The 24,788-nt window shown below is 74.0% G+C and carries 23 protein-coding genes and 1 pseudogene; 18 read left to right on the forward strand and 6 right to left on the reverse strand.

Translation table 11 applies throughout. The features are described from left to right. The first annotated feature begins 143 nt into the window (after nt 1-143). Nucleotides 144-1,232 carry an NAD(+)/NADH kinase gene (locus tag AB0J21_RS22325; protein ID WP_363147818.1) on the forward strand — a complete coding sequence of 363 codons (1,089 nt, stop codon included), beginning with the start codon at nt 144-146 and terminating at the stop codon, nt 1,230-1,232. A gap of 68 nt (nt 1,233-1,300) precedes the next feature. Here AB0J21_RS22325 and AB0J21_RS22330 read toward each other — a convergent pair whose 3' ends face one another. The 4 genes from AB0J21_RS22330 to AB0J21_RS22345 form a co-directional block, all read right to left on the reverse strand. Then, nucleotides 1,301-1,525 (reverse strand): DUF6296 family protein, encoded by a 225-nt coding sequence (locus tag AB0J21_RS22330; protein ID WP_363147819.1) that lies wholly within the window; start codon nt 1,523-1,525, stop codon nt 1,301-1,303. A 112-nt stretch (nt 1,526-1,637) separates the two neighbouring features. Further along, complete coding sequence (locus tag AB0J21_RS22335) at nt 1,638-2,675, reverse strand: phosphatidylinositol-specific phospholipase C domain-containing protein (RefSeq protein ID WP_363147820.1); 1,038 nt, start codon at nt 2,673-2,675, stop codon at nt 1,638-1,640. Between the two features lie 134 nt (nt 2,676-2,809). Then, nucleotides 2,810-4,291, reverse strand: a complete 1,482-nt coding sequence (locus AB0J21_RS22340) for an amidase family protein (protein WP_363147821.1) — start codon at nt 4,289-4,291, stop codon at nt 2,810-2,812. A 54-nt stretch (nt 4,292-4,345) separates the two neighbouring features. Further along, complete coding sequence (locus AB0J21_RS22345; RefSeq protein ID WP_363147822.1) at nt 4,346-5,680, reverse strand: cytosine permease; 1,335 nt, start codon at nt 5,678-5,680, stop codon at nt 4,346-4,348. A 292-nt stretch (nt 5,681-5,972) separates the two neighbouring features. Between AB0J21_RS22345 and AB0J21_RS22350 the strand changes: the two genes are divergently transcribed. The 13 genes from AB0J21_RS22350 to AB0J21_RS22410 all read left to right on the forward strand — a co-directional run bounded on the left by AB0J21_RS22350 (nt 5,973) and on the right by AB0J21_RS22410 (nt 19,227). Then, nucleotides 5,973-6,656: a GntR family transcriptional regulator gene (locus tag AB0J21_RS22350; protein ID WP_363147823.1), complete on the forward strand. Its 684-nt coding sequence runs from the start codon at nt 5,973-5,975 to the stop codon at nt 6,654-6,656. 164 nt (nt 6,657-6,820) lie between these two features. Then, nucleotides 6,821-7,288: an Rrf2 family transcriptional regulator gene (locus AB0J21_RS22355; protein ID WP_363147824.1), complete on the forward strand. Its 468-nt coding sequence runs from the start codon at nt 6,821-6,823 to the stop codon at nt 7,286-7,288. Nucleotides 7,289-7,335: 47 nt separating this feature from the next. Then, nucleotides 7,336-8,262, forward strand: coding sequence for a DsbA family protein (locus AB0J21_RS22360; RefSeq protein WP_363147825.1), 927 nt, complete (start codon nt 7,336-7,338; stop codon nt 8,260-8,262). 568 nt (nt 8,263-8,830) lie between these two features. Then, complete coding sequence (locus tag AB0J21_RS22365) at nt 8,831-10,381, forward strand: ABC transporter substrate-binding protein (RefSeq protein ID WP_363147826.1); 1,551 nt, start codon at nt 8,831-8,833, stop codon at nt 10,379-10,381. Then, the gene (locus tag AB0J21_RS22370; protein ID WP_363147827.1) at nt 10,378-11,451 is read left to right on the forward strand and encodes an ABC transporter permease; all 1,074 of its coding nucleotides are present in this window, start codon (nt 10,378-10,380) and stop codon (nt 11,449-11,451) included. The genes AB0J21_RS22365 and AB0J21_RS22370 overlap by 4 nt, the downstream gene beginning before the upstream one ends. After that, nucleotides 11,448-12,521: an ABC transporter permease gene (locus AB0J21_RS22375; RefSeq protein ID WP_363147828.1), complete on the forward strand. Its 1,074-nt coding sequence runs from the start codon at nt 11,448-11,450 to the stop codon at nt 12,519-12,521. The genes AB0J21_RS22370 and AB0J21_RS22375 overlap by 4 nt, the downstream gene beginning before the upstream one ends. Further along, a complete protein-coding gene (locus tag AB0J21_RS22380) occupies nt 12,508-13,515 on the forward strand; it encodes an ABC transporter ATP-binding protein (RefSeq protein WP_363147829.1) in 1,008 nt (335 codons plus the stop codon). Before AB0J21_RS22375 ends, AB0J21_RS22380 begins: the two co-directional genes overlap by 14 nt. A 111-nt stretch (nt 13,516-13,626) precedes the next feature. Continuing rightward, entirely contained in the window at nt 13,627-14,718 is a 1,092-nt protein-coding gene (locus AB0J21_RS22385) for an ABC transporter ATP-binding protein (protein WP_363147830.1), read from the forward strand. 67 nt (nt 14,719-14,785) lie between these two features. Then, on the forward strand, nt 14,786-15,994 hold the full coding sequence (locus AB0J21_RS22390; protein WP_363147831.1) for an acyl-CoA dehydrogenase family protein: 1,209 nt from the start codon (nt 14,786-14,788) through the stop codon (nt 15,992-15,994). A 57-nt stretch (nt 15,995-16,051) separates the two neighbouring features. Then, entirely contained in the window at nt 16,052-17,206 is a 1,155-nt protein-coding gene (locus AB0J21_RS22395) for an LLM class flavin-dependent oxidoreductase (RefSeq protein WP_363147832.1), read from the forward strand. Further along, nucleotides 17,203-17,937: an alpha/beta hydrolase gene (locus AB0J21_RS22400; RefSeq protein ID WP_363147833.1), complete on the forward strand. Its 735-nt coding sequence runs from the start codon at nt 17,203-17,205 to the stop codon at nt 17,935-17,937. Before AB0J21_RS22395 ends, AB0J21_RS22400 begins: the two co-directional genes overlap by 4 nt. 36 nt (nt 17,938-17,973) lie before the next feature. Then, nucleotides 17,974-18,519, forward strand: coding sequence for a flavin reductase family protein (locus tag AB0J21_RS22405; protein WP_363147834.1), 546 nt, complete (start codon nt 17,974-17,976; stop codon nt 18,517-18,519). A 333-nt stretch (nt 18,520-18,852) separates the two neighbouring features. Next, nucleotides 18,853-19,227, forward strand: a complete 375-nt coding sequence (locus tag AB0J21_RS22410; protein WP_363147835.1) for a VOC family protein — start codon at nt 18,853-18,855, stop codon at nt 19,225-19,227. A gap of 24 nt (nt 19,228-19,251) precedes the next feature. Here AB0J21_RS22410 and AB0J21_RS22415 read toward each other — a convergent pair whose 3' ends face one another. Beyond that, nucleotides 19,252-20,598: a hypothetical protein gene (locus AB0J21_RS22415; protein WP_363147836.1), complete on the reverse strand. Its 1,347-nt coding sequence runs from the start codon at nt 20,596-20,598 to the stop codon at nt 19,252-19,254. A 255-nt stretch (nt 20,599-20,853) separates the two neighbouring features. After that, nucleotides 20,854-21,150: pseudogene (locus tag AB0J21_RS22420) on the reverse strand (glyceraldehyde-3-phosphate dehydrogenase); the annotation flags it as partial. Between the two features lie 285 nt (nt 21,151-21,435). Between AB0J21_RS22420 and AB0J21_RS22425 the strand changes: the two are divergent. The 4 genes from AB0J21_RS22425 (at nt 21,436) to AB0J21_RS22440 (ending at nt 24,753) form a co-directional block, all read left to right on the forward strand. Continuing rightward, nucleotides 21,436-21,576, forward strand: coding sequence for a hypothetical protein (locus AB0J21_RS22425; RefSeq protein WP_363147838.1), 141 nt, complete (start codon nt 21,436-21,438; stop codon nt 21,574-21,576). Nucleotides 21,577-21,889: 313 nt separating this feature from the next. After that, the gene (locus AB0J21_RS22430) at nt 21,890-22,885 is read left to right on the forward strand and encodes an amino acid ABC transporter permease (RefSeq protein WP_363147839.1); all 996 of its coding nucleotides are present in this window, start codon (nt 21,890-21,892) and stop codon (nt 22,883-22,885) included. Beyond that, the gene (locus AB0J21_RS22435) at nt 22,882-23,655 is read left to right on the forward strand and encodes an amino acid ABC transporter ATP-binding protein (protein WP_363147840.1); all 774 of its coding nucleotides are present in this window, start codon (nt 22,882-22,884) and stop codon (nt 23,653-23,655) included. Before AB0J21_RS22430 ends, AB0J21_RS22435 begins: the two co-directional genes overlap by 4 nt. A gap of 66 nt (nt 23,656-23,721) precedes the next feature. After that, on the forward strand, nt 23,722-24,753 hold the full coding sequence (locus AB0J21_RS22440) for an ABC transporter substrate-binding protein (protein ID WP_363147841.1): 1,032 nt from the start codon (nt 23,722-23,724) through the stop codon (nt 24,751-24,753). Nucleotides 24,754-24,788: the final 35 nt, after the last annotated feature.

The raw sequence follows: 24,788 nt of genomic DNA on the forward strand, positions 1-24,788 counted from the left end.
CGGGCGGACGTCCGCCGCCCCGACACCCGCCGCGTCCTGCGCGGCGCGCACCGGCGCGCGGTGGACAATCGGCTCCCGTCGAAGCCGGCGGGGAGCCGCGCGCACGCGGCCCCGGCCGCCGTGACCCACCAGGAGGAGCCGTCGTGTCCGTCAGCCGGGTAGGACTCGTGGTGCACCAGGGACGGCCCGCCGCCGTCGAGGCGGCCCGCGCGATCCGCGCGTGGTGCGCGGACCGCGGCGTCGGCTGCCACGACATCGACGTCTGGCGGGACGGCGAGGAGCGGCGCAGCGCGAAGGACGAGGCGCGGGCCGCGGGCCGCCCGGACCTCGTCGTCACGACCGGCGGGGACGGCACCTTCCTGCGGGGCGCGCGCATCGCCGCGTGCGACGGAGCCGCGGTCCTCGGCGTCGACCTCGGCACCCTCGGCTTCCTCACCGAAGTGCCCGCCGCCGGGGTCCGTCCCGCCCTCGACGACGTCCACGAGGGCCGGGCCACGATCGAGGAGCGCATGCTGCTCACCGTGCGCGCCTCCCGGCCGCTGGAGATCCCCACGGACATGGAGGCGCTGCTGCACTACGGGCGCGGTTCCCTGCTGCCGCCACCACAGCCGCGCGAGACGACACAAGAAGCCGAGGGCGGGGGCTGGGGCACCGCCCTCGACGTCCACGCCGTCAACGACGTCGTGCTGGAGAAGCTCGCCAGGGACCGGCAGGTGGCCGCGGGCGTGTACATCTCCGGACGGCTGCTCGCGTCCTACTCGGCGGACGCCCTGCTGACCGCGACCCCCACGGGGTCGACCGCCTACAGCTTCGCGGCGGGCGGTCCCGTCCTGTCCCCGCACACCGAGGCGGTCGTCTTCACGGCGGTCGCCCCCCACATGACCTTCGACCGCTCGGTGGTCGTCGCCCCCGACGAGCCCGTCGCGCTGCGCGTCCTGCCGCACTCGGGGCGCGCCGCCGTGAGCATCGACGGACAACTGCGCGGGGTGCTCGAACCGGGCGACTGGATCGGCGTCTACGCGGCCCGGCGCCGGCTGCGCGTCGTCCGCATGCGCACCCCCGACTTCTACGGCCGGCTGCGCAGCCGGCTGCGGCTCACCGACGCCCCGGCGGCCGAGGAGGCACCCCCGCTGTGGTCCTTCAGCAGCCCGCCCCCGCCGGAACTGGCCCACCTGCGCATCTCGCCCCGCCCACCGCAGGACCCGGACCCGACCGCGCCACCGCGGCAATGACCGGGCCGGTGGACGCGGAACGGGTCAGGGACGCGGCGGGCGTCCCCGCCCCTGACCCGCCACCGGGCTCAGGTCTGCAGGGGCCTGACCTCGGACGGCGCGTCGTGCGACTGCTGCCCGCCGCTGGCCAGCATGCGGATCTCTCCCTGGTCGTTGATCTCGGCCCGTACGATGCCGGTCTCGTCCTCGTACACGGGGGCACCGCCGGCGCCGGTGCGGTCGGTGCGCAGGACGACGATCGCGTCCTTCACGTCGGGGTCTTCGAAGACCAGTTCATAGCCGTCCGGATACATGCGGGGAACCTCCGTCGAACCTGCCCGGGAGAGGTGATCGTCCTCGCATGATCCGTGACGGCCCGGGGCGGCGGCGCGCTGAGCGGGGCTGTTCGAGTCGCCGCCCCCCGGCTCAACCGCGCGGCAGGACCGTCGACAGGACGGCGGGCAGCGGGTACCAGTCGGCGGAGACCACGCTGGCCCCACTGCGCGCGAGCAGCGCGACCCGGTCCCTGGCCTGCGCCTCGGTGGGCCGCACCCCGTCGATGGCGGGGGCGACGTTCTGCGCGTCGGTCATGACGAGCAGGTAGTTGCGGTCCACGTACCAGCGCGGATCGATCGTGCCGTCGGTGTAGCCGGCCGCGTCCCCGTCGAAGACGACGAACCACGGGCGCAGTGAGGCGTCGGCGTACCGCCCGCGCGGATCACCGGCCGCGGCCCGGTGCACGGCCGGGAAGGCCGCCGCCTCGTTCAGACGGCCGGCGGCGGACAGATCGCGCAGGTGCCGCGCGTACTCCTCGTCCGTCCACAGGGTGTCGAGCGGGTTGCCCTCCTCCACCGTGCCCGGGATCAGCTCGACCACGAACTTTCCGGCGAGCGCCGTGCGGGCGGGCCAGCCCCGGTCCCGTACTGCGGTGTCCAGGTCGGGGGAGGAGCCGGTGAGCTGTCCGGGGGTGTAGAGCGCGTCGCCGAGCCGTTCGCGCAGCAGGGCGTCCAGCTCCGCAGGACCGCGCTGCCTGGTCGCGAGGAAACCGTCCTTCAGCTCCATCTTCAGCAGGACGGGCCGGTGCCCGGGGTGGGCGTCGTGCCAGCTCCTGATGTCCGAGAGGCAGCCCGCGAGGTTCTGGTCACGGGACTTCGAGCGCAGTTCCCCGGCGCCGCGCGCGTTCTCGCAGTTGTTGTCGTTGCCCAGCGGGTTGCTGTGCGAGACCCGCCAGGACGAGCCCAGCGCGTTGGTCCAGACATCGAGTTCCAGCATCCCCGCACCCGAGTCCAGCGCGTCCGCGAAGTACGGGTACTTGTCCTTCTCGTACGCGTTGTGGACGCCGACGCCCGTCGTCGAGGAGTAGGCCCCGGGCTCCGCACCCGAGGCCGGAGCGCCCGCCGTGCCCCACAGCACCGCCGCTGCGAGCACCGCCCCGTACCGTGCGTATGTGCCTCGCGTCTTCATCCGCCACCTCCGCAGAAACGACATGCTCATGCCATGACGTCGATCACGCTAGAGGTGTCCGGTGTCGCGGGGAAGGACGGCCGCTGACGATCAGCCGGCCACCGGCACAAGAGAGGGGGCGCCTCTCGTTCCTCTCAACTCCCTTGTGCTGCGGCCATGGTGTGCAGCGGCGGGCGGCGCCGCGCCCAGGGAGCGGCCCGTTCGAAGGCGGCCGCGGCGCGCAGGACCGTGGAGTCCGCGAGGTGCCGTCCGACGATCTGGAGACCGACCGGCCTGCCGTCGGACGTCCACCCGGCCGGGACGCTGACCGCCGGCTGCCCCGTCAGGTTCGCGGGGGAGGTGAAACCGGTCCAGGCGGTCGGGGAGACCTCCTTCCCGTCGATCCGGCCGGGCCCCTCGATGTCGACCGGGAAGGCGGGCACGCAGGTGGTGGGGGTCAGCAGCAGGTCGTAGCGCGTCATGAAGCGGGCCGACTGGTTGACGAGCCGCTTGCGTGCCATCTGCGCGTCGGTGAACTCGGCCGCGGTCCAGCCCCTCTCCAGCAGGGCGCACAGGTGCGGGGAGATCGCCGCCCCGTGGACGCTCAGCAGTTCGCGCATCCCGGTGAGGTCCGTGTCCGCCATGATCAGCGCGGTGAAGTGGTCCGCGGGGTCCTCCCAGCCGGGGGCGGCCTCGTCCACCTCGCAGCCCAGTTCGCCCGCGAAGACGGCCGCGGCCCGGGCCACCACGTGGCGCACCTCCGGGTCCACGGCGAGGTATCCGAGGTCGGCGCTGAAGGCGACGCGCAGCCCCGCCACTCCGGAGACCGCCCCCGCGCGCGCCGCGGCGCGCCAGTCCACGTCGGAGCAGGGGATGGAGTGCCGGTCCCGGGGGTCGGGCCCGGCCAGGACCGACAGGGCGAGGGCCGTGTCCTCCACGGTGCGGCTGAGCGGGCCGATGTGTTCCAGCGTCTCCCAGCCCGACACCCCCGGCAGGCGCTCGTCCCGGCATCCCGGATAGACCGGCACCCGGCCCATCGACGCCTTGAACCCGACGAGTCCGCACAGCGCGGCGGGCACCCGGACCGAACCGCCGCCGTCGCTGCCCAGGGCCAGTGGCCCGACGCCCGCGGCCACCGCGGCGGCGCTCCCGGCGCTCGAACCCCCGGGCGTCAGCGCGGGATTCCAGGGATTGCGGGTGGTGGGGAAGAGCGGGTTGTGTCCCGTCGCGCTGTAGCCGAACTCGCTCGCGTTGGTCTTGCCGAGGACGACGGCGTCCGCCGCCCGCATCCGCTCGACGACGATGTCGTCCTCCTCGGGGACGAAGTCGCGGTAGGCGACCGACCCCGAGGTGGTGCGCAGCCCGCGCGTCGAGATCAGGTCCTTCACCCCGAAGGGCACCCCGGCGAGCGGCCCCGGGCGGTGCCCCCGCGCGATGCGGCCGGCCAGGGCGCGGGCCGCCGCCAGCGCCCCTTCGATGTCGGGGGTGCAGAAGGCGTGCAGGACCGGCTCGGCCCCGGCCATCCGCTCGACCACCGCCTCCACCACCTCGACCGGGGACAGCTCGCGCTCACCCACCCTGCGGGCCACCTCGGCCGCGGGCAGGGCACACAGCTCGTCGCGGTCTTCACTGTTCACGTCGTCTCCAGTCGTATCGAAGAAGCGGCTGTCCGGGTACTGCGGACGGGAGGCTCAGGCGAGCGGGGCACCCGCCGAAGCGCGCGGTACACCCGCCTCGCGGGCGGGAGCCGGGCTGCGGTCGATCACGACGAGGACCGCCGCCGCCACGACGATGCCCACGACGGCGTCGACCGCGCCCGGGACCAGGTAGTGGGCGAGCCCCGCCGCGGTCGCCCCGGCCGCCCAGGCGGCGAAGGCCGACGCCCGGAACCCGGCGGGCACCGCCCGCGCGGACCGCCTGCGGCGTATCTGGTCGACGACGAGGACCGCCCCGATCGGCGGCACGAACACGCCCAGCAGGTTCAGCCAGTCGAGGAAGGCGTCCCACACCCCGGTCAGTGCGGCGAGCAGCCCGAGCAGACCGAGGACGACGGCGAGCGGACGCATCCGGACCCGGGTGAGGGAGGACCAGCCCACCGCCGCGTTGTACAGGCAGTGCGTCGCGACCGAGCCCAGGTTGGCGAGGACGAAGAGGACCGCGACCCCCGTCAGGAGCGGGCCGTGGCCCGTCAGCAGTCCGAGGAAGCCGCCGCCGTCCACCGCTGGGTTCACCGCACCGCCGACGGCCACGACGAGACCGCCCACGCCGAAGGCGATGCCGTTGGCGAACGGGAAGGCGCACACCGTCGCGAAGACCGCCGACCTGCCGTCCTTGGCCCACCGCGTGAAGTCCGCGGTCATCGTGCCCGAATCGGCGAAGCCCGCGATGACGATGCTCACCGCCGCGCCGAAGGACAGGGCGTGCCCTCCACCGGCGTAGGCCAGGGCAGAGCCCACGGACGTGTCACCGTCCCGCAGGCCGAAGCCGAGCGCGACGACCGCGAGCACCACGAACAGGGGCGCCGCGATCAGGCCGAGCAGGGACAGCGCGCGGATGCCGACCACCGTGACGGCCGTGTACAGCACCCCGCCGACCAGGGCCCCCACCCACGGCGACCAGCCGAGCGTCTGCTGGAGCGTCGTTCCCGTCAGCCCGATCTGGAAGGAGAACCAGCCGATGACCACGGTGGACAGGAACGCGGCCGCGGGCACCCGGCCGCGCGCGCCGAAGGCCCCGGCCGCCTGCAGGGAGAAGTTCTCCCCGGTGCGCGCCGCCGCGTGACTGAGCACCCCCACATAGCCGAGGAGCACCAGATTGCCGACCAATATCGCGCCGAGCCCCCGCAGCAGCCCGAGGTTGTAGACGATGACCCCGCCGAACACCGCGTTCCCCAGGTTCATCGGGAAGCCGAACCAGACGGCCGACACCGACAGCAGCCCGCGCCGTGCGGCGGCGGGGACCGGAGTGTCCTCGTACTCCTCGGACCGGGCCTCTTCCGGGGCGCGCCGATCGGTGCTCGCTGTCATGCCACATCCTCTTCCGGTAGGTATACCAACGCGAAAAAGGACCGTAGGTTCCCTGTGTTTCGCAGGGAGGTGTCCAGCGTTACGCCCGTAATACGCACCTGGGGCGCCGAGTTGCCCGGGGGAAGACTCTGCCCTGTGGGTCGGTCGGTGCGGCGGGCCTTCTGCGGTATACCACGGCTCCCGACGGGCGGACGGGCGGCTCTGGCGGAGCACGTATCCTCGCCGCATGGAGGGGGCGCCTCGGTCTCCCCGCGCAACGGCAGACGCAACGGCAGAGGTGGGTGGTGGGGGAGTGGGCGGAGCACCGGACGCGTCGCTCGCCGACCGGGCGCGCGAGGAGCTGCGCCGGCGCGTGGTCGACCGGCGCTATCCGCCCGGAACCCGGCTCGTGGAACGCGAGGTCGCCGCGGAACTGCGGATGTCCCGGGTCCCCGTGCGGGAGGCGCTGCGCTCCCTGGCCGCCGACGGCCTCCTCGACACACTGCCGCGCGGCGGCGCGCGGGTCCGCAGTCTCGGCCGCGCCGACATCGTGCACCTCTACGAGGTGTGGGAGCCGCTCGCCGTCCAGGTGTCGCGACTCGCCGCCCGCAACATCGAGCGGGACCGGGAGGGGTGTGCCCCCGGAGTGGACTCCTTGGCTCGCGCCCTCGGTGAGGCGGAGGGGGCGGCCGCCGCCGGGGACGAGGCGGCCGAGGTCGCGGCCAACACGCTCTTCCACGACGGCCTCGTCGCCCTGGCGGACAACCCGCTGCTCAGCCGCACCATGGAACAGCTCGGCTGGCAACTGCAGTTCGTCTTCGGGCGCCTGCACGACCCGGCTCATATGCGGGCCCAGCACGCCGTGATGTACCGCCACATCGTGGAGGGCGACGAGACGGCCGCCGCGGCCGCGACCCTCCTCCACGTCCGCGACAGCCGCAGCGCCGCCCTGCGCTCCCTGTTCCCGTCGGCCCCCGAGGCGCGAGCGGGCGCTTGATCCGCGAGCGGGGGCGGGGACCCTCACCGAGCGGGGCCGGTGAGGCGCTGACGCCCCGGCGATCCCGGCCCTCGGGGCACCGGCCTGGAGGAGCGGCGTCAAAGGATGTCAGGATGTATCCCTTCGCGCCGTCGCGAGGCCGGCACCGGGGAGAGGATGGTTCCATGCAGATCTCGGCCAAGGCCGACTACGCCGTGAGGGCACTGGTGGAACTGGCCGCCGACGCGGGCAGGCCGATGAACTGCGAGGCCGTCGCCGACGCGCAGGACATTCCCTTCAGGTTCCTCAAGTCCGTCTTCCGCGAGCTGCGTCAGGCCGGTCTCGTACGCAGCCAGCGCGGCTGCGAGGGCGGCTACTGGATCGGTCGCGATCCCGCGGACATCACCGTGGTGGAGGTCATGGCCGCGGTGGACGGGGAGTTCTTCAGCGTGCGCGGGCAGCCGCCGGGTCCCGCCGGCGGCTCCGGCGATCCGTCCCCGGTACGGGAGTTGTGGGAGTCGGTCGAGTCCGCGGCGCGGGCGGTCGCGGCCCGGACCACCATCGGCGCCCTCGCCGCCGCGGCCGCCCCTGCCCCGCATGAGCGGGAGGTGGTGCGTGCCGAGGGGGCCGCCGCCCCGGCCGTCCCGGCATGAGCGCCCCGCGGCCGGACCGAAGGCCCTGCCCCCGCGAGCAGGCGACAGTGACGGTGACGGAGTTCACCGACCCCGCCTGCCCGTGGGCCTGGGGCACCGAGCCGTCCTGTCGTCTCCTGCGCCAGACGCTCGGCGCGCGATGCCACTGGCGCCAGGTCTTCGGCATCCTCTTCGACGAGGACGAGGATCCGGCGCCCGACCCGGACGCCGAGGCGCGGTGGTACGAGGGCTTCATCCGTGAGGTCACCGCCCACACCGACGCCCCTCGTCCGCACCGTCTGCGCCGGCTCACCCGCTCCAGCTGGCCCGCCTCCCTGGCCGCCAAAGCGGCACAGGCGCAGGGCGAGCTGGTGGCAGGCCGGGTCCTGCGGCGGCTGCGCGAGAGCACCTTCGTGCTCGGCGCGCCCGCCGACTCGCCCGACAGCGTGCTGCGTACCGTGAGCGGGGTGCCGGGCCTGGACCCCGAACGGCTCCGGCGCGACCTCGCGACACCCGCCGTCCGTGAGGCGGTACGGGCCGACTGGGCGCGGACCCGCGACCCCCTGCCGGAGGTGCTCGGACTGAAAGGCCCCGGGCCCCACCCGGGACGAGCCAAGGAGCTGGAGACGGGCCGCCGTTACGCCCTGCCCACCCTGCTGTTCGAGGGGCCCGGGGGCCGGGTCTGCGTACCCGGCTGGCGGCCCCCGGAGGTCTACCTCGACGCCGCGGCCCGGGCCGCCGGCGGCCCCCTGCCGCAGCCCCTCACGCTGGCGCCCGATGCCGCGCTGGAGCGCTGGCGCACCCTCACGATGCCCGAACTGCGGCTGCTCACCGGTGCCGCGACGCCACCGTCCGCGGGCGTCCGCGTCGACACCGCCAACGGGCCACTGTGGGCCCACCCGGAGGAGGCTCAGCACTGCCTCACGGGCACGGCCGACCCTCTCGACAGCGACACGGGCGAAGAACCCGCAGGTGAACGAGGTCTCGGCCAATGAGACACCGTGAGGTGTCCATTGACAGGGCCTCGTGCGGCGGTGAGGATACGGGCATGCATTCGATGCACCCCGGCGTGGTCTGCCGCTACGTGGATTACCTGCGCACCTCCAGCGCGCTCTGTCGCTGACCCGCCGTCGGCGTGGGTCCGCGTCGGCCCCGTGTGAGCCGCACGACCGTTCGCGCCCCGGCCCCGGCCGTGGGAACGGCCGGAGGAATACGCATCCCGCCCTCGCGTCCTCGTATTCCGTGACGCCGCGGGACACCTCCGGGCCCGGCGGACGCCGTTCGTCCTCCTGCGGTACGTGACGCTCCCGACGAGGTGAGCGTCGCGGGCCCCCCGCCGAAGAACCGCTCAGCTCCCGGCCTCGCCCCACGGCCGGGGCCCCGGCCCCGGCCCCGCCCTGCCGTGCCCGCTTCCGTTCCCCGCACGGCTTCGCCTGTCCGGTGACCGGGGCCGAGCCTCTTCTGCCGTCCCCTCCCTTCCGCTCCGCCCGTTCGCCCGGATGCCGTTCTGCCGGAGCGCGCCAGTCCGCGCGCTCCGGCACGGCCGAGAAAGGTGGCGCCTCCATGCCGACCCTCCGCACCCCCTCCCCGCCCGGACTACCCGGCCGACGTGCCTTCCTCGGGCTCTCCCTCGGCGCCGGCGCCGCGCTCGCGCTGTCGGCCTGTGGCGGCCAGGCCACCACCGCGTCCGGCTCCGCCGCCTCCGCCCTCAAATGGGGCTGGCAACTGCCCACGTCCTGGGACCCGGTCACCTCCTCGGCCGGCTGGGACGTGCACGTCCTCTCCCTCGTCTACGCCGGACTCACCAAGCTGGACGAGAAAGGTGACCCGCAGCCCGCCCTCGCGCGTTCCTGGACGTACGCGGCCGACGGAAGAACCGTCACCTTCACGCTCCGGCCGGGGCAGAGGTTCAGCGACGGCACCGCGCTGGACGCGAGCGCGGTGAAGAAGAGCCTCGAACGCGGCAGGGACCACCCGAAGTCGCTCATCGCCTCCCAGCTCACCGGCGTCAAGGACGTCGTCGCCGTCGACGCGGGCACTCTGCGGCTGCACCTCGTCGCCCCCGACTTCCAGATGCCCGCGCTGCTGGCCGGGAAGACGGGGATGATCGTCAACCCGCGGGCCTTCGAGGCCGACGCCGCCGCCCTCGCCACCCGGCCCGCCGGAGCCGGGCCCTACCGGCTCCTGTCCTACGTGCAGAACTCGAAGGCGGTCCTGCGGCGCAACGACCACTACTGGGACCGGGCGCACATCCGGGTGCGCGACTTCGAGGTGTACCCGCTGCCCGAACCCTCCACCGTGGTCGCCGCCCTGACCTCCGGTCAGTACAACGTCGCCCAGATCCCCGGCAGCCAGGTCGAGGCGGCCGAGGCGGCCGGGCTGAAGGTCCAGGTCATCCCGTCCATGGTGGTCGCCGTCCTCGACGTCCACACCGGCCGGGAACCCTTCACCGACCCGGACGTGGCGCTCGCCCTCAAGTACGCCGTCGACCGCGAGGCACTGCTGAGGACCGCCTCCTTCGGACACGGCCGGGCCACCCGGCAGTTCTTCCCCAAGGGGTACGTCGGCCACGACGAAGCGCTCGAGGACCTCTTCCCGCACGACCCCGCGAAGGCCCGCGCGCTCCTCACGAGATCGGGTCACTCGGGCGAGATCCGGCTGAAACTCAGCACCGCCACACCGGAAGGGGTGCCTGAGGTCCTCCAGGCGCAACTCGCGAAGGCCGGCTTCAGGGCCACGATCGACACGATCCCCCAGGCCCGCGCCACCGAACTCGTCTACGTCCAGCGCAGCAAGGCGCTCTACGTCGACCAGTTCGCCGGCCGGGACTCCGCCACCCAGGCCTTCCAGGTGCTCTTCGGTGAACAGGGGCTGATGAACCCCGGCCGCACCAGCACCCCGGAACTCGACGCCGCCCTGCGGACCGTCAGCCGCACCCCCCTCGACTCGCCCGACTACCCGGCCGTACTGAAGAAGGCGACCGGGGTCGCGGTGCGCACCATGCCGAACGTCTTCCTCTACACCGTGCCGCGCATCCTCGCCCGCAACGCGCAGGTCTCCGAGATCCCCTCGTACACCGTCGTCCAGCGCTTCGAAGGGGTCACCGTCTCATGACCGCCCCCGCCCCAGCCCTCCGTCGGACCGCCACCCCGCACTCCCCGGCACGTTCCCGGGCCGTACGCCGACGGCTCGCCGGCGCGCCCGGTTCGATCGGCCGCCTCCTCGCCGTCAGCGTCACCGTGTTCCTGCTGGCCTCGCTGCTCACCTTCGCGCTCGGCGCGCTGTCCGGGGCGAACCCGGCGGCGGCCGTCCTCGGCGATCAGGCGACGCCCGCCGACATCGCCCGCATGCAGCACCAGTTCGGCCTCGACCGCCCGCTGTACGACCAGTTCGGGAGCTGGCTCGGCAACGCGCTGACCGGTGACCTCGGGGTCTCCTGGTTCACCGGCGTGCCCGTCACCGACAGCGTCAGGCTGGCACTGCCCGTCGACCTGTCCATCGCCTCGCTCGCGCTGCTGCTCGCCGTCCTGCTCGGCGGCGGCGCCGGCCTCCTCGCCGCCCTGCACAGCGGAAGCCGGCTGGACCGTGCGGTGACCCTCGTCTGCTCGGTCCTCGCGACCCTGCCGCCCTTCCTCATCGGCATCGTGCTGATCGTCGTCTTCGCGGTGAAGTCCGGCGCGCTGCCCACCGGCGGGTACGTCCCCCTCGACCAGAGCCCGGGGGAGTGGCTGCGCTACGCGCTGCTGCCCGCGTTCGCGCTCAGCCTGGACGCCGCCTCGTCCATCGCCCGCCAACTGCGCACCTCCGTCGTCGGGGCCCTGCGCGAGAACTACGTGACCGGCGCCGAGATGCGTGGATTCACCGCCCGCCGGGTGCTGTTCGGGCACGTACTGCGCAACGCGGCGGGCCCGGCGCTGTCCGTCCTCGGGCTGAGCGTGCCCGTCATCCTCGGCGGCGCCGTCGTCACGGAGAAGATCTTCAACCTGCCCGGCATCGCCCAGCTCTCGCTCCAGGGCGCGGAGCAGCACGACATCCCCGTCATCCAGGGGACCCTGCTGGTCACCGTCGCCGTCGTGCTCGTCGCCAACATCGCCGTCAACGCCGCGCTCGCCGCCCTCAACCCGGCGGCCCGTCGCCGTGGGGCGGGGCGCGGACCGGCCCAATCCGCGGGAGACGCGTCATGAAGACCCTTCGCGGCACGTGGCGCCGGCCGTCCGTGCGCCTGGCCCTCGCCGTCCTCGCGGTGATCGCCCTGCTGGCCGTGGCCGGAGCGGCCCTCGCCCCCCACGATCCGCTGACCCAGCGCCCCGAGGACCTGCTCCAGGGGCCCGGGGCCGGGCACCTCCTCGGTACGGACTACCTGGGCCGGGACGTGCTGAGCAGACTGCTCGCGGGCACCGGCCGGTCGGTCGTGGGCGCCCTGGAGGCCGTCGGCACGGCGATCCTGCTCGGCGTCCTGCCCGGCCTCGCCTCCGTCTGGTTCGGCCGGACCGTCGAATGGACCGCTCAGCGCGCCGCGGACACCCTCATGACGATGCCGTTCACGGTCTTCGCCATCGCCGTGGTCGGGGCGCTCGGCAACGGCATGCACCAGGCGATGCTCGCTCTCGGCCTGCTCTTCGCGCCGCTGTACTTCCGCGTCACCCGGGCCGCGGCCCTCGGTCTCAAGCAGGCGCAGTACGTCGAGGCGGCCGAGCTGATGGGCGCGTCCAGACGGTGGATCCTGCGCACCCACATCTGGAGCAAGATCCTGCCGACGCTCGCGGTCACGACGGCCCAGGCCGTGGGGCAGGCCCTCCTCGTCGTCGCCTCCCTCACCTTCCTCGGCCTCGGTGTCCAGCCCCCCGCACCCACCTGGGGCGGCATGCTCGCCGCGGATCTCGGCTACCTCGCGCAACAGCCGTGGGCGCCCCTGCTGCCCGGCGCCGCCATCATGCTCACCGTCGGCGCGCTCAACCTCCTCGCGGACGCGATCCGGGACGGCGGCACCGCCGACCACCGCGCCCTCGCACGTGGCACCTCGCCCTGGCGACGTGGCCGCCGGACCCGAGCGGTCCCCGGGCCCGCCGCCCGGGACGCCGGGCCGGACGGACGAATCCTGCGGCCGGCCGATCCCCACCAGACCGAAGCCGGGGCCGGGGCCGATGCCACGGCCGGGACCGGCGCCGGGGCCCCCGGAGCCCGTCGGGCCGAAGAGGCCCACGCGTCCCGCCACACCCCCGACAAGGAGGCCGAGCAGCGTGCCACCGCTTGACACCACCACCGCCCCGGCGCCCACCGACACGGTGCTGACCGTGGACGGCCTCGGCGTCACCGTGTCCGGCGGACTGCCCGCCGTACGCGACGTGTCCCTGAGCCTGCGCCGCGGCGAATCCCTCGGGCTGGTCGGCGAGTCCGGCAGCGGAAAGAGCCTGACCTGCCGCTCCGTACTCGGCGTGCTGCCCGAGGGGTGCGAGGTCGCGCGCGGCCGCATCACCCTCGGCGCCCGGCGTCCCGGTCCGGACGAGGAGAGCACGGACGGCCGGGAGCGGCCCGAGGCCGAACTCACCTCCTTCGGCCGCAGGCAGTGGAACGCGGTCCGCGGCAGCCGCATCGGCGCCGTGTTCCAGGACCCCGCCTCCTACCTCAACCCCTCGCTCACCGTCGGCCGCCAGCTCGCCGAGCAACTGCGCGTCAAACAGGGCCTGTCCAGGAGCGCCGCCCGCGCCCGTTCCGTCGACCTGTTCGCCGAGGTGGGACTGCACCGGCCGCACGAGGTGTTCGACCAGTACCCGCACGAACTCTCCGGCGGCATGCTCCAGCGCGTCCTCATCGCCGTCGCCGTCTCCTGCGCGCCCGAACTGCTCATCGCCGACGAGGCCACCACCGCCCTCGACGTCGTCGTCCAGGCCGAGATCCTGGAACTCCTGCGACGACTGCGCTCCGCACACGGCCTCGCCCTCCTGCACGTCACCCACGACCTCGCGATCGTCGCCGAGAGCTGTGACCGGGTCCTGGTCATGTACGCGGGAGAGATCGTCGAGGAGGGCCCCACCGAGGAGGTGCTCGGCGCCCCCGCCCACCCCTACACCGAGGCGCTGCTGCGCGTCGCCTCCCTCGGCACCTGGGGGCGGCGCCCACTGGACGTCATCCCCGGCAGACCCCCCCGAGGCCGGCGCCGAACTGCCCGGCTGCCGCTTCGCCGAACGGTGCCCGGTCGCCACCCCGCAGTGCTCCGCCGCGCCCGTGGCGCTGTTCCCCGTCGGTGAGGGACGCCGGGCCCGCTGCCTGCGACCCGCCGGCCTGATCGACGACCCCCGTACGACGGTCCGGCCGACCGCGAACGGGGCCCCGCACGAGACGGAAGGAGCGGGCCGCGCATGACCACCACCGAAACCGTTCAGGCGAGCGCCGCCGAGCCGCTGCTGGACATCAGCGACCTGTCGGTCTCCTTCGGCCACCGCGCCACCGCCCTGCGCCGGGCCGGGCACACCCGTGTCCTGAGCGGCGTCCGGCTCGCCGTCCGGCCCGGCGAGATCGTCGGCGTCATCGGCGAGACCGGCTCGGGCAAGACCACCCTGGCCCGGGCCGCGGTCGGGCTCGTACGTCCCGGGGCCGGCAGTCGCATCGGCTTCGAGGGCCGGGAACTGAGCGGGCTGCGCGGCCGGGAACTGCGCGCCTTCCGGCGCACCGGACGTGTGCAGTACATGTTCCAGGACCCGATGCGTTCCCAGGACCCGGACCTGACCATCCGCAGGATCGTGGCCGAACCCCTCTCCGCCGTCGGCACGCTCACCCGGCAGGAGCGCGCCGACCGTGCCGACGAGGCGCTCACCCTCGTCGGCCTCGACGCGGCGGCGCTCGGAGACCGGACCCCCGGGCGGCTCTCCGGCGGCCAGCGCCAGCGCGTCTCCCTGGCCCGCGCGCTCGTCACCCGGCCGCGTCTGCTCATCAGCGACGAACCGGCCAGCGCGCTCGACGCCTCCAACCGCAACCTCGTGCTCGGCCTCCTCGACCGGCTGCGCCGCGAACTGGGCCTCGCCGTCGTCGTGATCTCCCACGACCTCGGCTCCCTCGCGGGCATCGCCGACCGGATCGCCGTGCTCTACCGCGGACGCCTCGTCGAACAGGGGCCGGCCGCCGAGGTACTGGACCGGCCGCGCCACCCCTACACCGCGCTGCTCACCGCGTCGGCACCCAGCGTGGTACGCGAACACCGCCTGCCCGTCTCCCAGTTGCGACCCGCACCGGGCGGCGAACCCTGGCCCGAGGACCTCGGCTGCGTCTTCGCGCCACGCTGCCGCTTCGCCTCGGCCGAATGCCGCGAGGAACCGGCGACGCGGCAGGCCGCCGACCGGCCGGCCGAGGCACCGGCCCCACCCCCGGCCGGTCCGTCCGCCGAGGCCGGCCCCGCCGCCGCGCACACCGTGGCCTGCCACCACGCGGCGGTGTGGCGCACCCGCCTCGACTGACCGCCCCTCCCACGCGAGACCGCCCCGGCCGCGCGCCTCGCCCGCCCCCGACCGCCCGGAGAACCCCGTGACCAGCACCGCCCCCGCCCAGGGCAGCGCAACCGGCGCCGCCCCACCCCTGCCGGCCCTCGACCCGGACCGGCTCCCGGCCGTCACCGAGGCGCTCGCCGCCCGTGCCGCGGAGCACGACCGTGACGCCTCCTTCCCCACCGAAGGCTTCGCCCTCGCGTGGGAGGCCGGCCTGCTCACCGCCACCGTCGCCGCCCGCCACGGCGGCCCGGAAGCCGGACTCGCCACCACCACGGGCATCCTGCGCGCCCTCGGTGCCGGAGACCCGGCTGTCGCCCTCGTCACCGCGATGACGCTCTTCACGCACGCCGCCGAAGCACGCGACCCCGGCTGGCCGCCCGCCGCCTACGCGGCTCTCCTCGACGAGTCCGCCACCGCCCCCGCACTCGTCAACTCCCTGCGGGTGGAGCCGGAGCTGGGCAGCCCGGTGCGTGGCGGCCTGCCCGCGACGACGGCGCGGCGCGCGGGCGGCGACTGGCTCCTGACCGGCCGCAAGATCTACTCCACGGGCGCCGTGGGGCTGAGCCGCATGCTCGTCTTCGCCCGTACCGAGGAAGACCCCGTGCGCGTCGGCTCGTTCGTCGTCCGGGCGGGCAGCCCGGGGCTGAGCGTCGAGCCGACCTGGGACCACGTGGGCCTGCGCGCGAGCCGCAGCGACGACGTGGTCCTGGACTCCGTACGGGTTCCGCTGGACGACGTCCTCGCCTTGACCGAGGCGGGCGACACCCCGGGCGCCCGCCCCGACGTCGTCACCGGAGCCTGGAACGCCCTCGGGCTCACCGCCCTGTACCTCGGCGTCGCGGGAGCGGCACGCGACTGGCTCACCGGTTTCCTCCACGAACGCGTGCCCACCGCGCTCGGCGCCCCGCTCGCCACCCTGCCCCGTTTCCAGAGCGCGGTCGGAGAGATCGAGACCGCCCTGCTCGGCGCCGACACCCTCGTCGACACCTTCGCCGCCCGCGTGGACGCGGGGGACGAGGCGGCGGCACAACAGGCCGGAGCCGTCAAGGTGCTCGGCACCCGCGCCGCCGTCGCCGCCGTCGAACAGGCGCTCTCCCTCACCGGAAACCACGGCCTCACCCGGGCCAACCCGCTCCAGCGCCACTACCGCGACGTCCTGTGCGCCCGGGTCCACACCCCGCAGGACGACTCCGTGCTCCTCACCACCGGCCGGACGGCCCTCGCCAGGGCCCGGCCATGCCCCTGAGCCGCCGCACACCCTCCCACGTTCCCGCGCACCACCAGCAGCGAAAGGCCACCGCCCATGAGCGCACCCACCGTCCAGGCACCCCCGTCCGTCGAGTTCATCGGCATGATCGCCACCCGCGACGGTTCCGAGACCCGGGCCGCCGACGGGCCTGTCATCGACCCCGCGTTCACCGAACGGTTCGCCCGCGCCCACGAGGACGCCGGCTTCGACCGGGTCCTGATCGGCTACGCCGCGGGCCATCCGGACGGCGTCCAGGTCGCCGCACATGTCGCCGCGCGCACCGAACGCCTCGGCCTGCTCATCGCCCACCGGCCCGGCGTCATCGCCCCCACACTGGCCGCCCGCAGCTTCGCGACCCTCGACCAGTTCACCGGCGGACGGGTCGCCGTGCACGCCATCACCGGCGGCAACGACACCGAGCAGCGCAGGGACGGTGACTACCTCGGCAAGGACGAACGCTACGACCGCACCGACGAGTACCTGTCGATCCTGCGCCGTGCCTGGTCCTCGTCCGAGCGCTTCAGCCACGAGGGCCGCCACTACCGCTTCGAGGACTACGGGACGCAGGTGCTGCCCTTCCGCGACAGCGGCATCCCGCTCTACTTCGGGGGCTCCTCGCCGGCCGCCTACCGCGTCGGCGGCATCCACGCCGACACCTTCGCGCTGTGGGGCGAGCCGCTCGCCGAGACCGCCGAGCAGATCGCCTCGGTCCGGGCCGCCGCCGAGGCCGCGGGCCGCACCACGCCGCCCGGCATCAGCGTGTCGTTCCGGCCGATCCTCGCGTCCACCGAGGAACTCGCCTGGGAGCGCGCGCACCGCGTCCTCGACACCATCAAGTCCGGTGCCGGACGGCCCTTCCTCGACCAGCACCGGCGCAGGCACGGAGACAGCGGACCGCAGAACACCGGCTCCCAGCGGCTCCTGGCCGCGGCCGCCAAGGGAGATCTGCACGACCGCGCGCTGTGGACCCCCACCGCCACGGCCAGCGGAGCCGGCGGCAACACCACCGCCCTGGTCGGCACCCCCGAGACGGTCGCCCAGGCCCTCCTCGACTATGTCGACATCGGCGTCACCACCCTCCTCATCCGCGGCTACGACCCGCTGGACGACGCCATCGACTACGGACGCCACCTCATCCCCCTCGTCCGCCAGGAACTCGCCCACCGCGCGGCCACCGCCGTGCCGCTCACCGCGGGGAGCACCCGATGACCGACGCCCCCGCCTGGCAGCCACCGGCCGGCATCGCGCCGCGTGGCACGCTGCTCGTCCTCCCCGGTCGCGGTGAACACCCCCTCGTCTACGAGCGGTTCGGCCGCCGTCTGGCCCAGGACGGATACGTGGTGCACGCGCTCGGCACCACCCCGGGCGACGCGGTGGAGGACGTGCGGCAGGCCGCCTCGCGCGCCGCGGGACCGCAGCCCGCCGTCCCCGTCGTCCTGGTCGGCAACGACACCGGGGCGCTCCAGGCGCTGCACGCGGCCGCACCGCCCGCGGGCGGTCTCACGGTGCACGGCGTCGTCCTCGCGGGCGCCGCACCGGTCAACGGCCCCGGGATCACCGGGACCGAGGACGACTGGGAAGCGGAGCTCGACGCGCGGACCGCGTGCCCGACTCACCGGGCACGTCTGAGCGGCGACGCCGACTTCGTCCGCGGACGGCTCGCCGGACCCGTCCCGGAACACCTCCTGACCGACCCGCGCCCCGGAGTGCCCGCCCTGGTCCTGCACGGCGAGGACGACTCGGTCACGCCCGTCAAGGAAGCACGGGAACGCGCCGCCCTGCTGCCCGGGACCACCCTGGGCGTGGTGCGCGACGGGGTGCACGACGTCCTCAACGACGCCTCCCACAGGACAGCGGCGGCGGCCCTGGTCCTGTGGCTCGAAGGCCTCCGGGCCCAGCCGGACACGGCGCGCCCCCTCCTGACCCTCACCGAAGCCTGAGTCCGCCGCACGCAACCGCATCCGAAGGGACGCGACATGACCGTATCCACCGAACACACCGCCCGCGCGCGGGCCGTGTCACCGGACGCCGAGAACCCGGGCGCGGGCGAGATACTGCGCCGTACGCTGCGCCGGCACGCGGCCGGGGTCACCGTGATCACGGTCCCCGGACCCGCCGGATTCACCGCGACCTCGTTCACGTCGGTCTCGCTCGCCCCGGCCCTCGTCTCCTTCTGCCTCGGCGCCACGGCCTCCACCTTCGACGCCGTGGAACAGGCGGACCGGTTCGCCGTCCACGTCCTCGGCGCCGGGAACGCGGCCCTGGCGGCCGGATTCGCCCGCAGTGGCGCCGACAGGTTCGCGGGCGTGTCCTGGACCCCGGACAGTGGCGGGCTGCCGATCCTCGACGGCGTACCCGCGTGGCTCACGGCACGCGTGACCCTGCGCCGGCATATCGGCGACCACGTGCTGGTCGTGGGCGAGGTCGAGTCCGGCGGCGGTCACCACACGGGCGCGGCCCTCGTCCACCACGACGGCGCGTTCGCGACCCCGGTGGGTCTTACGGGACCGTCCCAGGCATGAGGCGCGTGAGCGCGGGGACGGGTAGGCGGGCCCGTCCCCGCGCCCCATGGCCGGTCCCGCCCCGCCCGGGGAGGCGCCACACGGTCCCGCGCGGAAGTGGGGGCACCGGGCCACCGCTCCCCGCCTGTTGCCCCAGTCGGCCGCAGCGCGTACGGTCACGTGCTGTGAACACCGGACCGGCGCCACGACGCCACGCACGGATCGGCGATCCGGTGGAGAGCTGATCGCACGGAGGGGACGCGGAAGCCACCCCCTCCATCCGGCACGCGGACCTCCACGGACTCACGTCACCACGAGTCCTCTTCCCGTGCCGGACACAGCGAGGTCAGCCGTATGGCAGTCACGTTCAACCACACCATCATCGCGGCAGTGGACCGCGAGGAGTCCGCCCGGTTCTTCCGGGACCTGCTGGAACTCCCGCCCGCGCCTTCCTGGGGGCCGTTCGTCAACATCCGGCTGGCGGACGGCGTCCTGCTCCAGTTCGCCGAGCCGCCGGTGGACATCCAGATGCAGCACTACGCGTTCCTGGTCGACGACGAGTTGTTCGACCGGGCGTACCGGCGGCTGCGGGAGCGCGGCATCGAGCACTGGGCCGATCCGCAGATGCGGCGCCCCGGCGAGGTCAACAGCGAACACGGCGGCCGGGGGGTGTACTTCAAGGACCCCGCCGGACACGCGATCGAACTGATCACGCGCCCGTACCTGTAGGGCCGGTCGCCCGGGGGCCGGGCGTCAGACGTTGCCGCCGAAGGCCCGCACCGCCGCGTCCCGCCACGTCTCGGCCCTCGGGCCGAGCGCGAGGTGGGACGCGGTGCTCAGCACAGGCCGCCCGAACTGCATCAGGAGGAGTGCGTCCCCCGGCTCGACGGGCCCGGACGCGGTCTGCGGCCACCACAGCGCCTCGTCGGCGCCGAGCTCGGGCAGAGACGGCAGCGGACCGGGCAGCGGGCCGTGGACGGAGCCGTCCGGGTCGAGACGGTAGCGGCCCGGGGCCGGCAACCGGGGCAGGTGCGCCCGGCGCCGCGCGCGTACGGCGAACTGGCTGAGCCTCGGTACCGGCGCCACGCTCACGGACCCCCCGGGCAACGCGGGCAGCAGGCACGCGAGGATGTGCAGACCCAGCGCGGGCAGCAGACCAGCCGCGTGTTCCGCCGCCTGCGAGAGGGCGGCGACCGCCCGGAAACGCGGGCTGATCCCGACGCCGACCACATCGGTCCCGTCCGCCAGCAGGTCCACCCCGAACACGCCGCGGTAGCCGCGCTCGCGCAACACGTCCCCGACGCGCAGCGCCGCACCCCGGACCCGTTCGTACACCCCCGCCGCGAGTTCGTCCGGGCCGAGGAGCTGATCGCCCTCGGGCGCGCCCCGGTCCGCCGCCGGGCCGGCGGGCCCCGCCAGGCGTTGCGAGACGGCCGAGACGACCGTGCGGTCGGCGGCCGCGCACGCGTTCACCGCGAGCGGACGGCCCGGCAGGACCCGGCTGAGCTTGAGCGCCCTGCCCGGCCAGGCGGCCATCGCCTCCTCCAGCGCCTCGGGGCCGCTCACCGGCACGGGGCTCCGCTCGGGGGGACCGCTCTCGCGGCGTTCGAGCACCGCCTGCTCCCACTGCCCGTCCCAGTAGGCCGAAGCGCTTCTGCGGCGGTGCGCGGGGACGACGACGTGATCGGCGACCGGGACCCCGGCGATCCGGAACAGCTCCAGGCAGTCGATCGAGTCGGCGGCCCGCGCCGCGATCGCCGCGTCGGCGGCCAGCAGCCGGTGACCGTGCGCCCGCGCCCAACGCGTCGCCGGGCCGCCGTACTCGGGGGCCAGGGCGACCGCGAAGGCACGGGGCGCGGGCTGCCGGGGCGCTGCGACCGAGCGGGGCGCGGGCACCGTGCGCAGGAGCGGCGGCGGCGCCTCGTGCCGCAGCCACGGGACGCGGTGCCCGAAGGAGGCGGAGAGGAAGGCCGAGCGGTCCAGCCACACGACGTCCTCGACGCGCTCCGCGAGCAGCGCCAGCCCCTCGTCGGCCGGCACACCCTCCAGAACCTCCTGCCCCCGCCCCGCCCGACGGACCGGCCCGTACGGCGATGCCATCGCGTTCCTCCTCGCTTCCGTCACGCGTCTCACGCGCACTGCGGTTACGGGAGGTTAGACACGCCCGTCCCGGGCGTTCCCCGCGCGAACGGTGAGGGACGGGGCAAACCCCCTGATACGGGGGAGTTTCACCGCACGCCGGGCCTACAGGGGGACAGGCATTCGTCACCGGGTTCCCACGAGACGTCCCACGTCGCAGGCGCGGCTACGCCTTCCCGGAGGAACCGGGCCCCGGGTCGGCCGGCCCTGACGAGGTCAGGCCGCCGGGGCCGGACAGGTCGGGTACTCGACGCCCGAGACGTGCTGGACGACCCGCACGACCTGGCAGGAGTAGCCGAACTCGTTGTCGTACCAGAGGTAGAGGATCGCGTTGTCGCCCTCGACCTTGGTGGCTCCGGCGTCGACGATCGAGGCGTGGCGTGAACCGATGACGTCGCTGGAGACCGCGTCGGGGGCGCTGATGAAGTCGATCTGCCGCTTGAGCGGCGAGCTGAGCGACACCGCGTGGAGGTGGTCGAGGACCCTGTCGCGCGTGGTCTCGCGCGGGAGGCGGCCTTCGCCCGCGGGGCCGGACTCACCGCACGCGAGGCGGTGACCACCGCCTGGCGGCAGTCGGCTGACGTGATGCCATGAACCGCCCCACCACTGCGCGGGCGCCGTCCGGAGCCTCCTCGCCGTCCGCGCGAGGGGCGACGGACAGGCCCGGCACCTCACCGAACCGTCCATGATGCGGGTGCCCCGTTGACAGCGGATCGCGGAACTGTCTACGTTACGCCGCAGATCGGTCAGGAGTGGCCGTGTCGAGCCCGGTCGGGCAGAAGGGGGACGGTGGCAGCGATGAAGAAAACCGCGGCGCTCACAGTCTCCCGGCACCGCGGCCGCGTCGCACCCTTCCTGAACCGGCCCGTCGATCTCCTGCGCGTCAACAGCGCCCTGTGTCCGCGCCTCCCGGGCACCGCCGTCCGCCCCCAGGACTGACCCACCGCACCCGGTGACCGCCGCTCCGGCGGCGGACGGGTCCACGCACCGCCCACCGCCCCGGAGATCTTCCGGAGCGATCCGCGGTCGCCGGGCAGCCCTGTCGGCACAGGCCACCTGAGCACGCCCCCTCCCGGCCCCGCGCCTGCGCGGCCTGCCCGCGTACTCACCCGCCCCGCCGCCGTTCCACGCGGCAAGGCCCTCTCTCCCACCGCCCCTTCGTACGTCCCCGCCACCTTGTCGACGTACGACCTCCTTCGTGCGCGTCCCGTCCCGGGGTGCCCGCAGGTGCCCACTCCGCAGGAGCCCACCCATGAGTGAACCGCCAGGTTCCGCCGTCTCTCCCGTCCGGCCGTCGAAGCCCCCGGCGCCGTCCGAAACCGAGGCCGCCGGGCCGCTGACGGCCCAGCGCGTGCTGCCCCTGCGCCGCCCCGGCCGCTGGATACTGACCGCCCTCGTCCTGGTACTGGCCGCCCAGATCGTGCACGGCCTCGTCACCAACCCCTTCTACCAGTGGGACCGCTTCGCCTACTGGTTCCTGCGGCCCTCCCTCCTCGACGGCCTGCTCGTCACCCTTGAGGTCACGGCCCTCTCGGCGGTGCTCGGGCTGCTCGGCGGGGTGCTGCTCGCGCTGGCCCGGCTGTCCCGCAGCCCCGTCCTGCGCGCGGTGAGCTGGACGTACATCTGGCTGTTCCGCTCGGTCCCGCTCATCGTCGTGCTGCTGTTCCTCTACAACTTCAGCGCCCTGTACCAGACGCTGAGCCTGGGAGTGCCTTTCGGGCCCGCCTTCTTCCGCTTCGACGAATCGCGGCTCGCCACCGACCTCGTCGTCGCCGTCGTCGGACTGAGCCTCAACGAAGCCGCCTACGCCGCAGAAGTGGTGCGCGCCGGGCTCCTCTCCGTCGACCAGGGACAGCACGAGGCGGCCTCCGCCCTCGGGCTGCCGCGCCGCTACCAGTTCCTGCGCATCGTCCTCCCGCAGGCCCTGCGCGCGATCACCCCCGCCTACGTCAACCAGCTCATCGGGCTCGTCAAGGGCACCTCCCTCGTGTTCTACGTGTCGCTCCTCGACCTGTTCGGCACCGTGCAGAGCATGGGCAGCACCTACCCGGGCGACATCGTGCCGCTCCTCCTCGTCGCCACCGTCTGGTACGTGATCCTCACGAGCCTCGTCTCCGTCGTGCAGTTCCACGTCGAGCGGCGCTCCTCCCGCGGGGCCCTGCGCACCCTGCCACCGACCCCGCTGCAACGGCTGCGCTCCACCGTCCGCGAGCTGAAGGCCCGCGCCCGCAAGGAGGCCGCGATATGAGCACGGCACCGGCCGCCGCCATCGAGATCCACGACGTACACAAGTGGTACGGCGCCCACCGGGTCCTCGACGGAGTGAACCTGACGGTGCGCCCGGGCGAGGTGACCGTCGTCCTCGGCCCCTCCGGCTCCGGGAAGTCGACCCTGCTCAGGGTCGTCAACCACCTGGAGAAACCGGAGATCGGCCACGTCAGCCTCGGCGGGGAACTGATCGGGGTACGCCGGCACAACGGACGGCTCAAGGAGCTGTCGGAACGCGCCATCCTCGCCCAGCGCGGCCGTATCGGCTTCGTCTTCCAGAACTTCAACCTCTTCCCGCACCTCACCGCCCTCGACAACGTGGCCGCCGCACCCGTCGCCACCGGCAGGGCGACGAAGGAGGAGGCCGCACAACTCGCGCGGACACTGCTCGACCGGGTCGGCCTCGGCGACCGCGCCGGCGTCTACCCCCGGCAGCTGTCCGGCGGGCAGCAGCAACGCGTCGCCATCGCCCGCGCGCTCGCGCTGCGCCCCGAAGTGGTCCTCTTCGACGAACCGACCTCCGCGCTCGACCCGGAACTCGTCGGCGAGGTGCTCGACGTCATCAAGGACCTCGCCACAAGCGGTACGACCCTCGTCGTGGTGACCCACGAGATCGGCTTCGCCCGCGAGATCGCCGACCGGATCGTCTTCCTCGACGGCGGCCGCGTACTCGAACAGGGTCCGCCCTCCCAGGTCCTCGACCGGCCCGCGCACCCCCGCACCCGGGACTTCCTCCTCCGGGTCCTCTGACCGCCCGCTCCCGCCACTTCCTCCCGCACCGGCCCACCACGCCGTCACCGACAAGGAACCGTACCCATGCCGCCCACCAGCCCCACCCGCCGCAGAGCCGCGCACCGCTCGCTGACCGCCGCCCTGGCCCTCACCACCCTCGCCCTCACCGCCTGCGGCAGCGACGAGGAGGACAGCGCCTCGGTGGCCGCACCCGGTACGAAGCCCGGCCGGGTCACCATCGGCGCGCTGGCCAACGGGGCGGCCGAGAAGACCACCCTGCGCGTCCCCGAGGTGGCCTCCCTGCACGCCAAGCTCCCCCAAGCCGTACGCGACAAGGGGGAGTTGGTCGTCGGCGTGGGCGCGCTGCCCGCGGGCTCCCCGCCGCTGAACTTCGTCGGCAGCGACCAGAAGACCCTCACGGGCTCCGAGGTGGACCTCGGCCGGATCGTCGCCTCCGTTCTCGGCCTCACACCGGTCGTGCGCAACTCCACGTGGGAGAACCTGTTCGTCGGCATCGACAGCGGCAAGGTCGACGTCGCTTTCTCCAACGTCACCGACACCGAGGAGCGCAAGCGCACGTACGAGTTCGCCTCCTACCGCCAGGACAACCTGGCCTTCGAGACGAACAAGACGAGCGACTGGACCTTCAAGGGCGACTACAAGGTCCTCGCCGGCCAGACCGTCGCCGTCGGCGCGGGCACCAACCAGGAACGCATCCTGCTCGCCTGGCAGAGACAGCTCAAGGACGAGGGCAAGAAGCTGACCGTCAAGCACTACCCCGACAACAACGGCGTCTACCTGGCCCTGCGCGGGAAGAAGATCGACGCCTACTTCGGTCCCAACCCGGCGGTCGCCTACCACGTCCACAAGAACGCCGCCTCCCCGCAGCCGACCCGCAGTGCCGGCACCTTCTCCGGCGCGGGCGCCGGCCTCCAGGGACTCATCGCCGCCACCGCCAAGAAGGACAGCGGACTCGCCGAGCCCCTGGCCGCCGCCATCAACCACCTCATCAAGAACGGCCAGTACGCCACCTGGCTCAAGACCTGGAACCTCTCCGACGAGGCCGTGAGCCGCTCACTGGTCAACCCGCCGGGGCTCCCGCCCAGCGACTCCTGACCCGTTGCGGACTCAGGGCGGCGCCCCCGCGGCGC

It is taken from the genome of Streptomyces sp. NPDC049954 (assembly GCF_040656295.1).
Taxonomy (GTDB): Bacteria; Actinomycetota; Actinomycetes; order Streptomycetales; family Streptomycetaceae; genus Streptomyces.

Coding starts and splice junctions, on each gene's coding strand:
- AB0J21_RS22330 (WP_363147819.1), bottom strand. CDS start 1,525: ATGTATCCGGACGGCTATGAACTGGTCTTCGAAGACCCCGACGTGAAG.
- AB0J21_RS22335 (WP_363147820.1), bottom strand. CDS start 2,675: ATGAAGACGCGAGGCACATACGCACGGTACGGGGCGGTGCTCGCAGCG.
- AB0J21_RS22345 (WP_363147822.1), bottom strand. CDS start 5,680: ATGACAGCGAGCACCGATCGGCGCGCCCCGGAAGAGGCCCGGTCCGAG.
- AB0J21_RS22355 (WP_363147824.1), top strand. CDS start 6,821: ATGCAGATCTCGGCCAAGGCCGACTACGCCGTGAGGGCACTGGTGGAA.
- AB0J21_RS22365 (WP_363147826.1), top strand. CDS start 8,831: ATGCCGACCCTCCGCACCCCCTCCCCGCCCGGACTACCCGGCCGACGT.
- AB0J21_RS22370 (WP_363147827.1), top strand. CDS start 10,378: ATGACCGCCCCCGCCCCAGCCCTCCGTCGGACCGCCACCCCGCACTCC.
- AB0J21_RS22375 (WP_363147828.1), top strand. CDS start 11,448: ATGAAGACCCTTCGCGGCACGTGGCGCCGGCCGTCCGTGCGCCTGGCC.
- AB0J21_RS22385 (WP_363147830.1), top strand. CDS start 13,627: ATGACCACCACCGAAACCGTTCAGGCGAGCGCCGCCGAGCCGCTGCTG.
- AB0J21_RS22395 (WP_363147832.1), top strand. CDS start 16,052: ATGAGCGCACCCACCGTCCAGGCACCCCCGTCCGTCGAGTTCATCGGC.
- AB0J21_RS22400 (WP_363147833.1), top strand. CDS start 17,203: ATGACCGACGCCCCCGCCTGGCAGCCACCGGCCGGCATCGCGCCGCGT.
- AB0J21_RS22405 (WP_363147834.1), top strand. CDS start 17,974: ATGACCGTATCCACCGAACACACCGCCCGCGCGCGGGCCGTGTCACCG.
- AB0J21_RS22410 (WP_363147835.1), top strand. CDS start 18,853: ATGGCAGTCACGTTCAACCACACCATCATCGCGGCAGTGGACCGCGAG.
- AB0J21_RS22415 (WP_363147836.1), bottom strand. CDS start 20,598: ATGGCATCGCCGTACGGGCCGGTCCGTCGGGCGGGGCGGGGGCAGGAG.
- AB0J21_RS22425 (WP_363147838.1), top strand. CDS start 21,436: ATGAAGAAAACCGCGGCGCTCACAGTCTCCCGGCACCGCGGCCGCGTC.
- AB0J21_RS22430 (WP_363147839.1), top strand. CDS start 21,890: ATGAGTGAACCGCCAGGTTCCGCCGTCTCTCCCGTCCGGCCGTCGAAG.
- AB0J21_RS22435 (WP_363147840.1), top strand. CDS start 22,882: ATGAGCACGGCACCGGCCGCCGCCATCGAGATCCACGACGTACACAAG.
- AB0J21_RS22440 (WP_363147841.1), top strand. CDS start 23,722: ATGCCGCCCACCAGCCCCACCCGCCGCAGAGCCGCGCACCGCTCGCTG.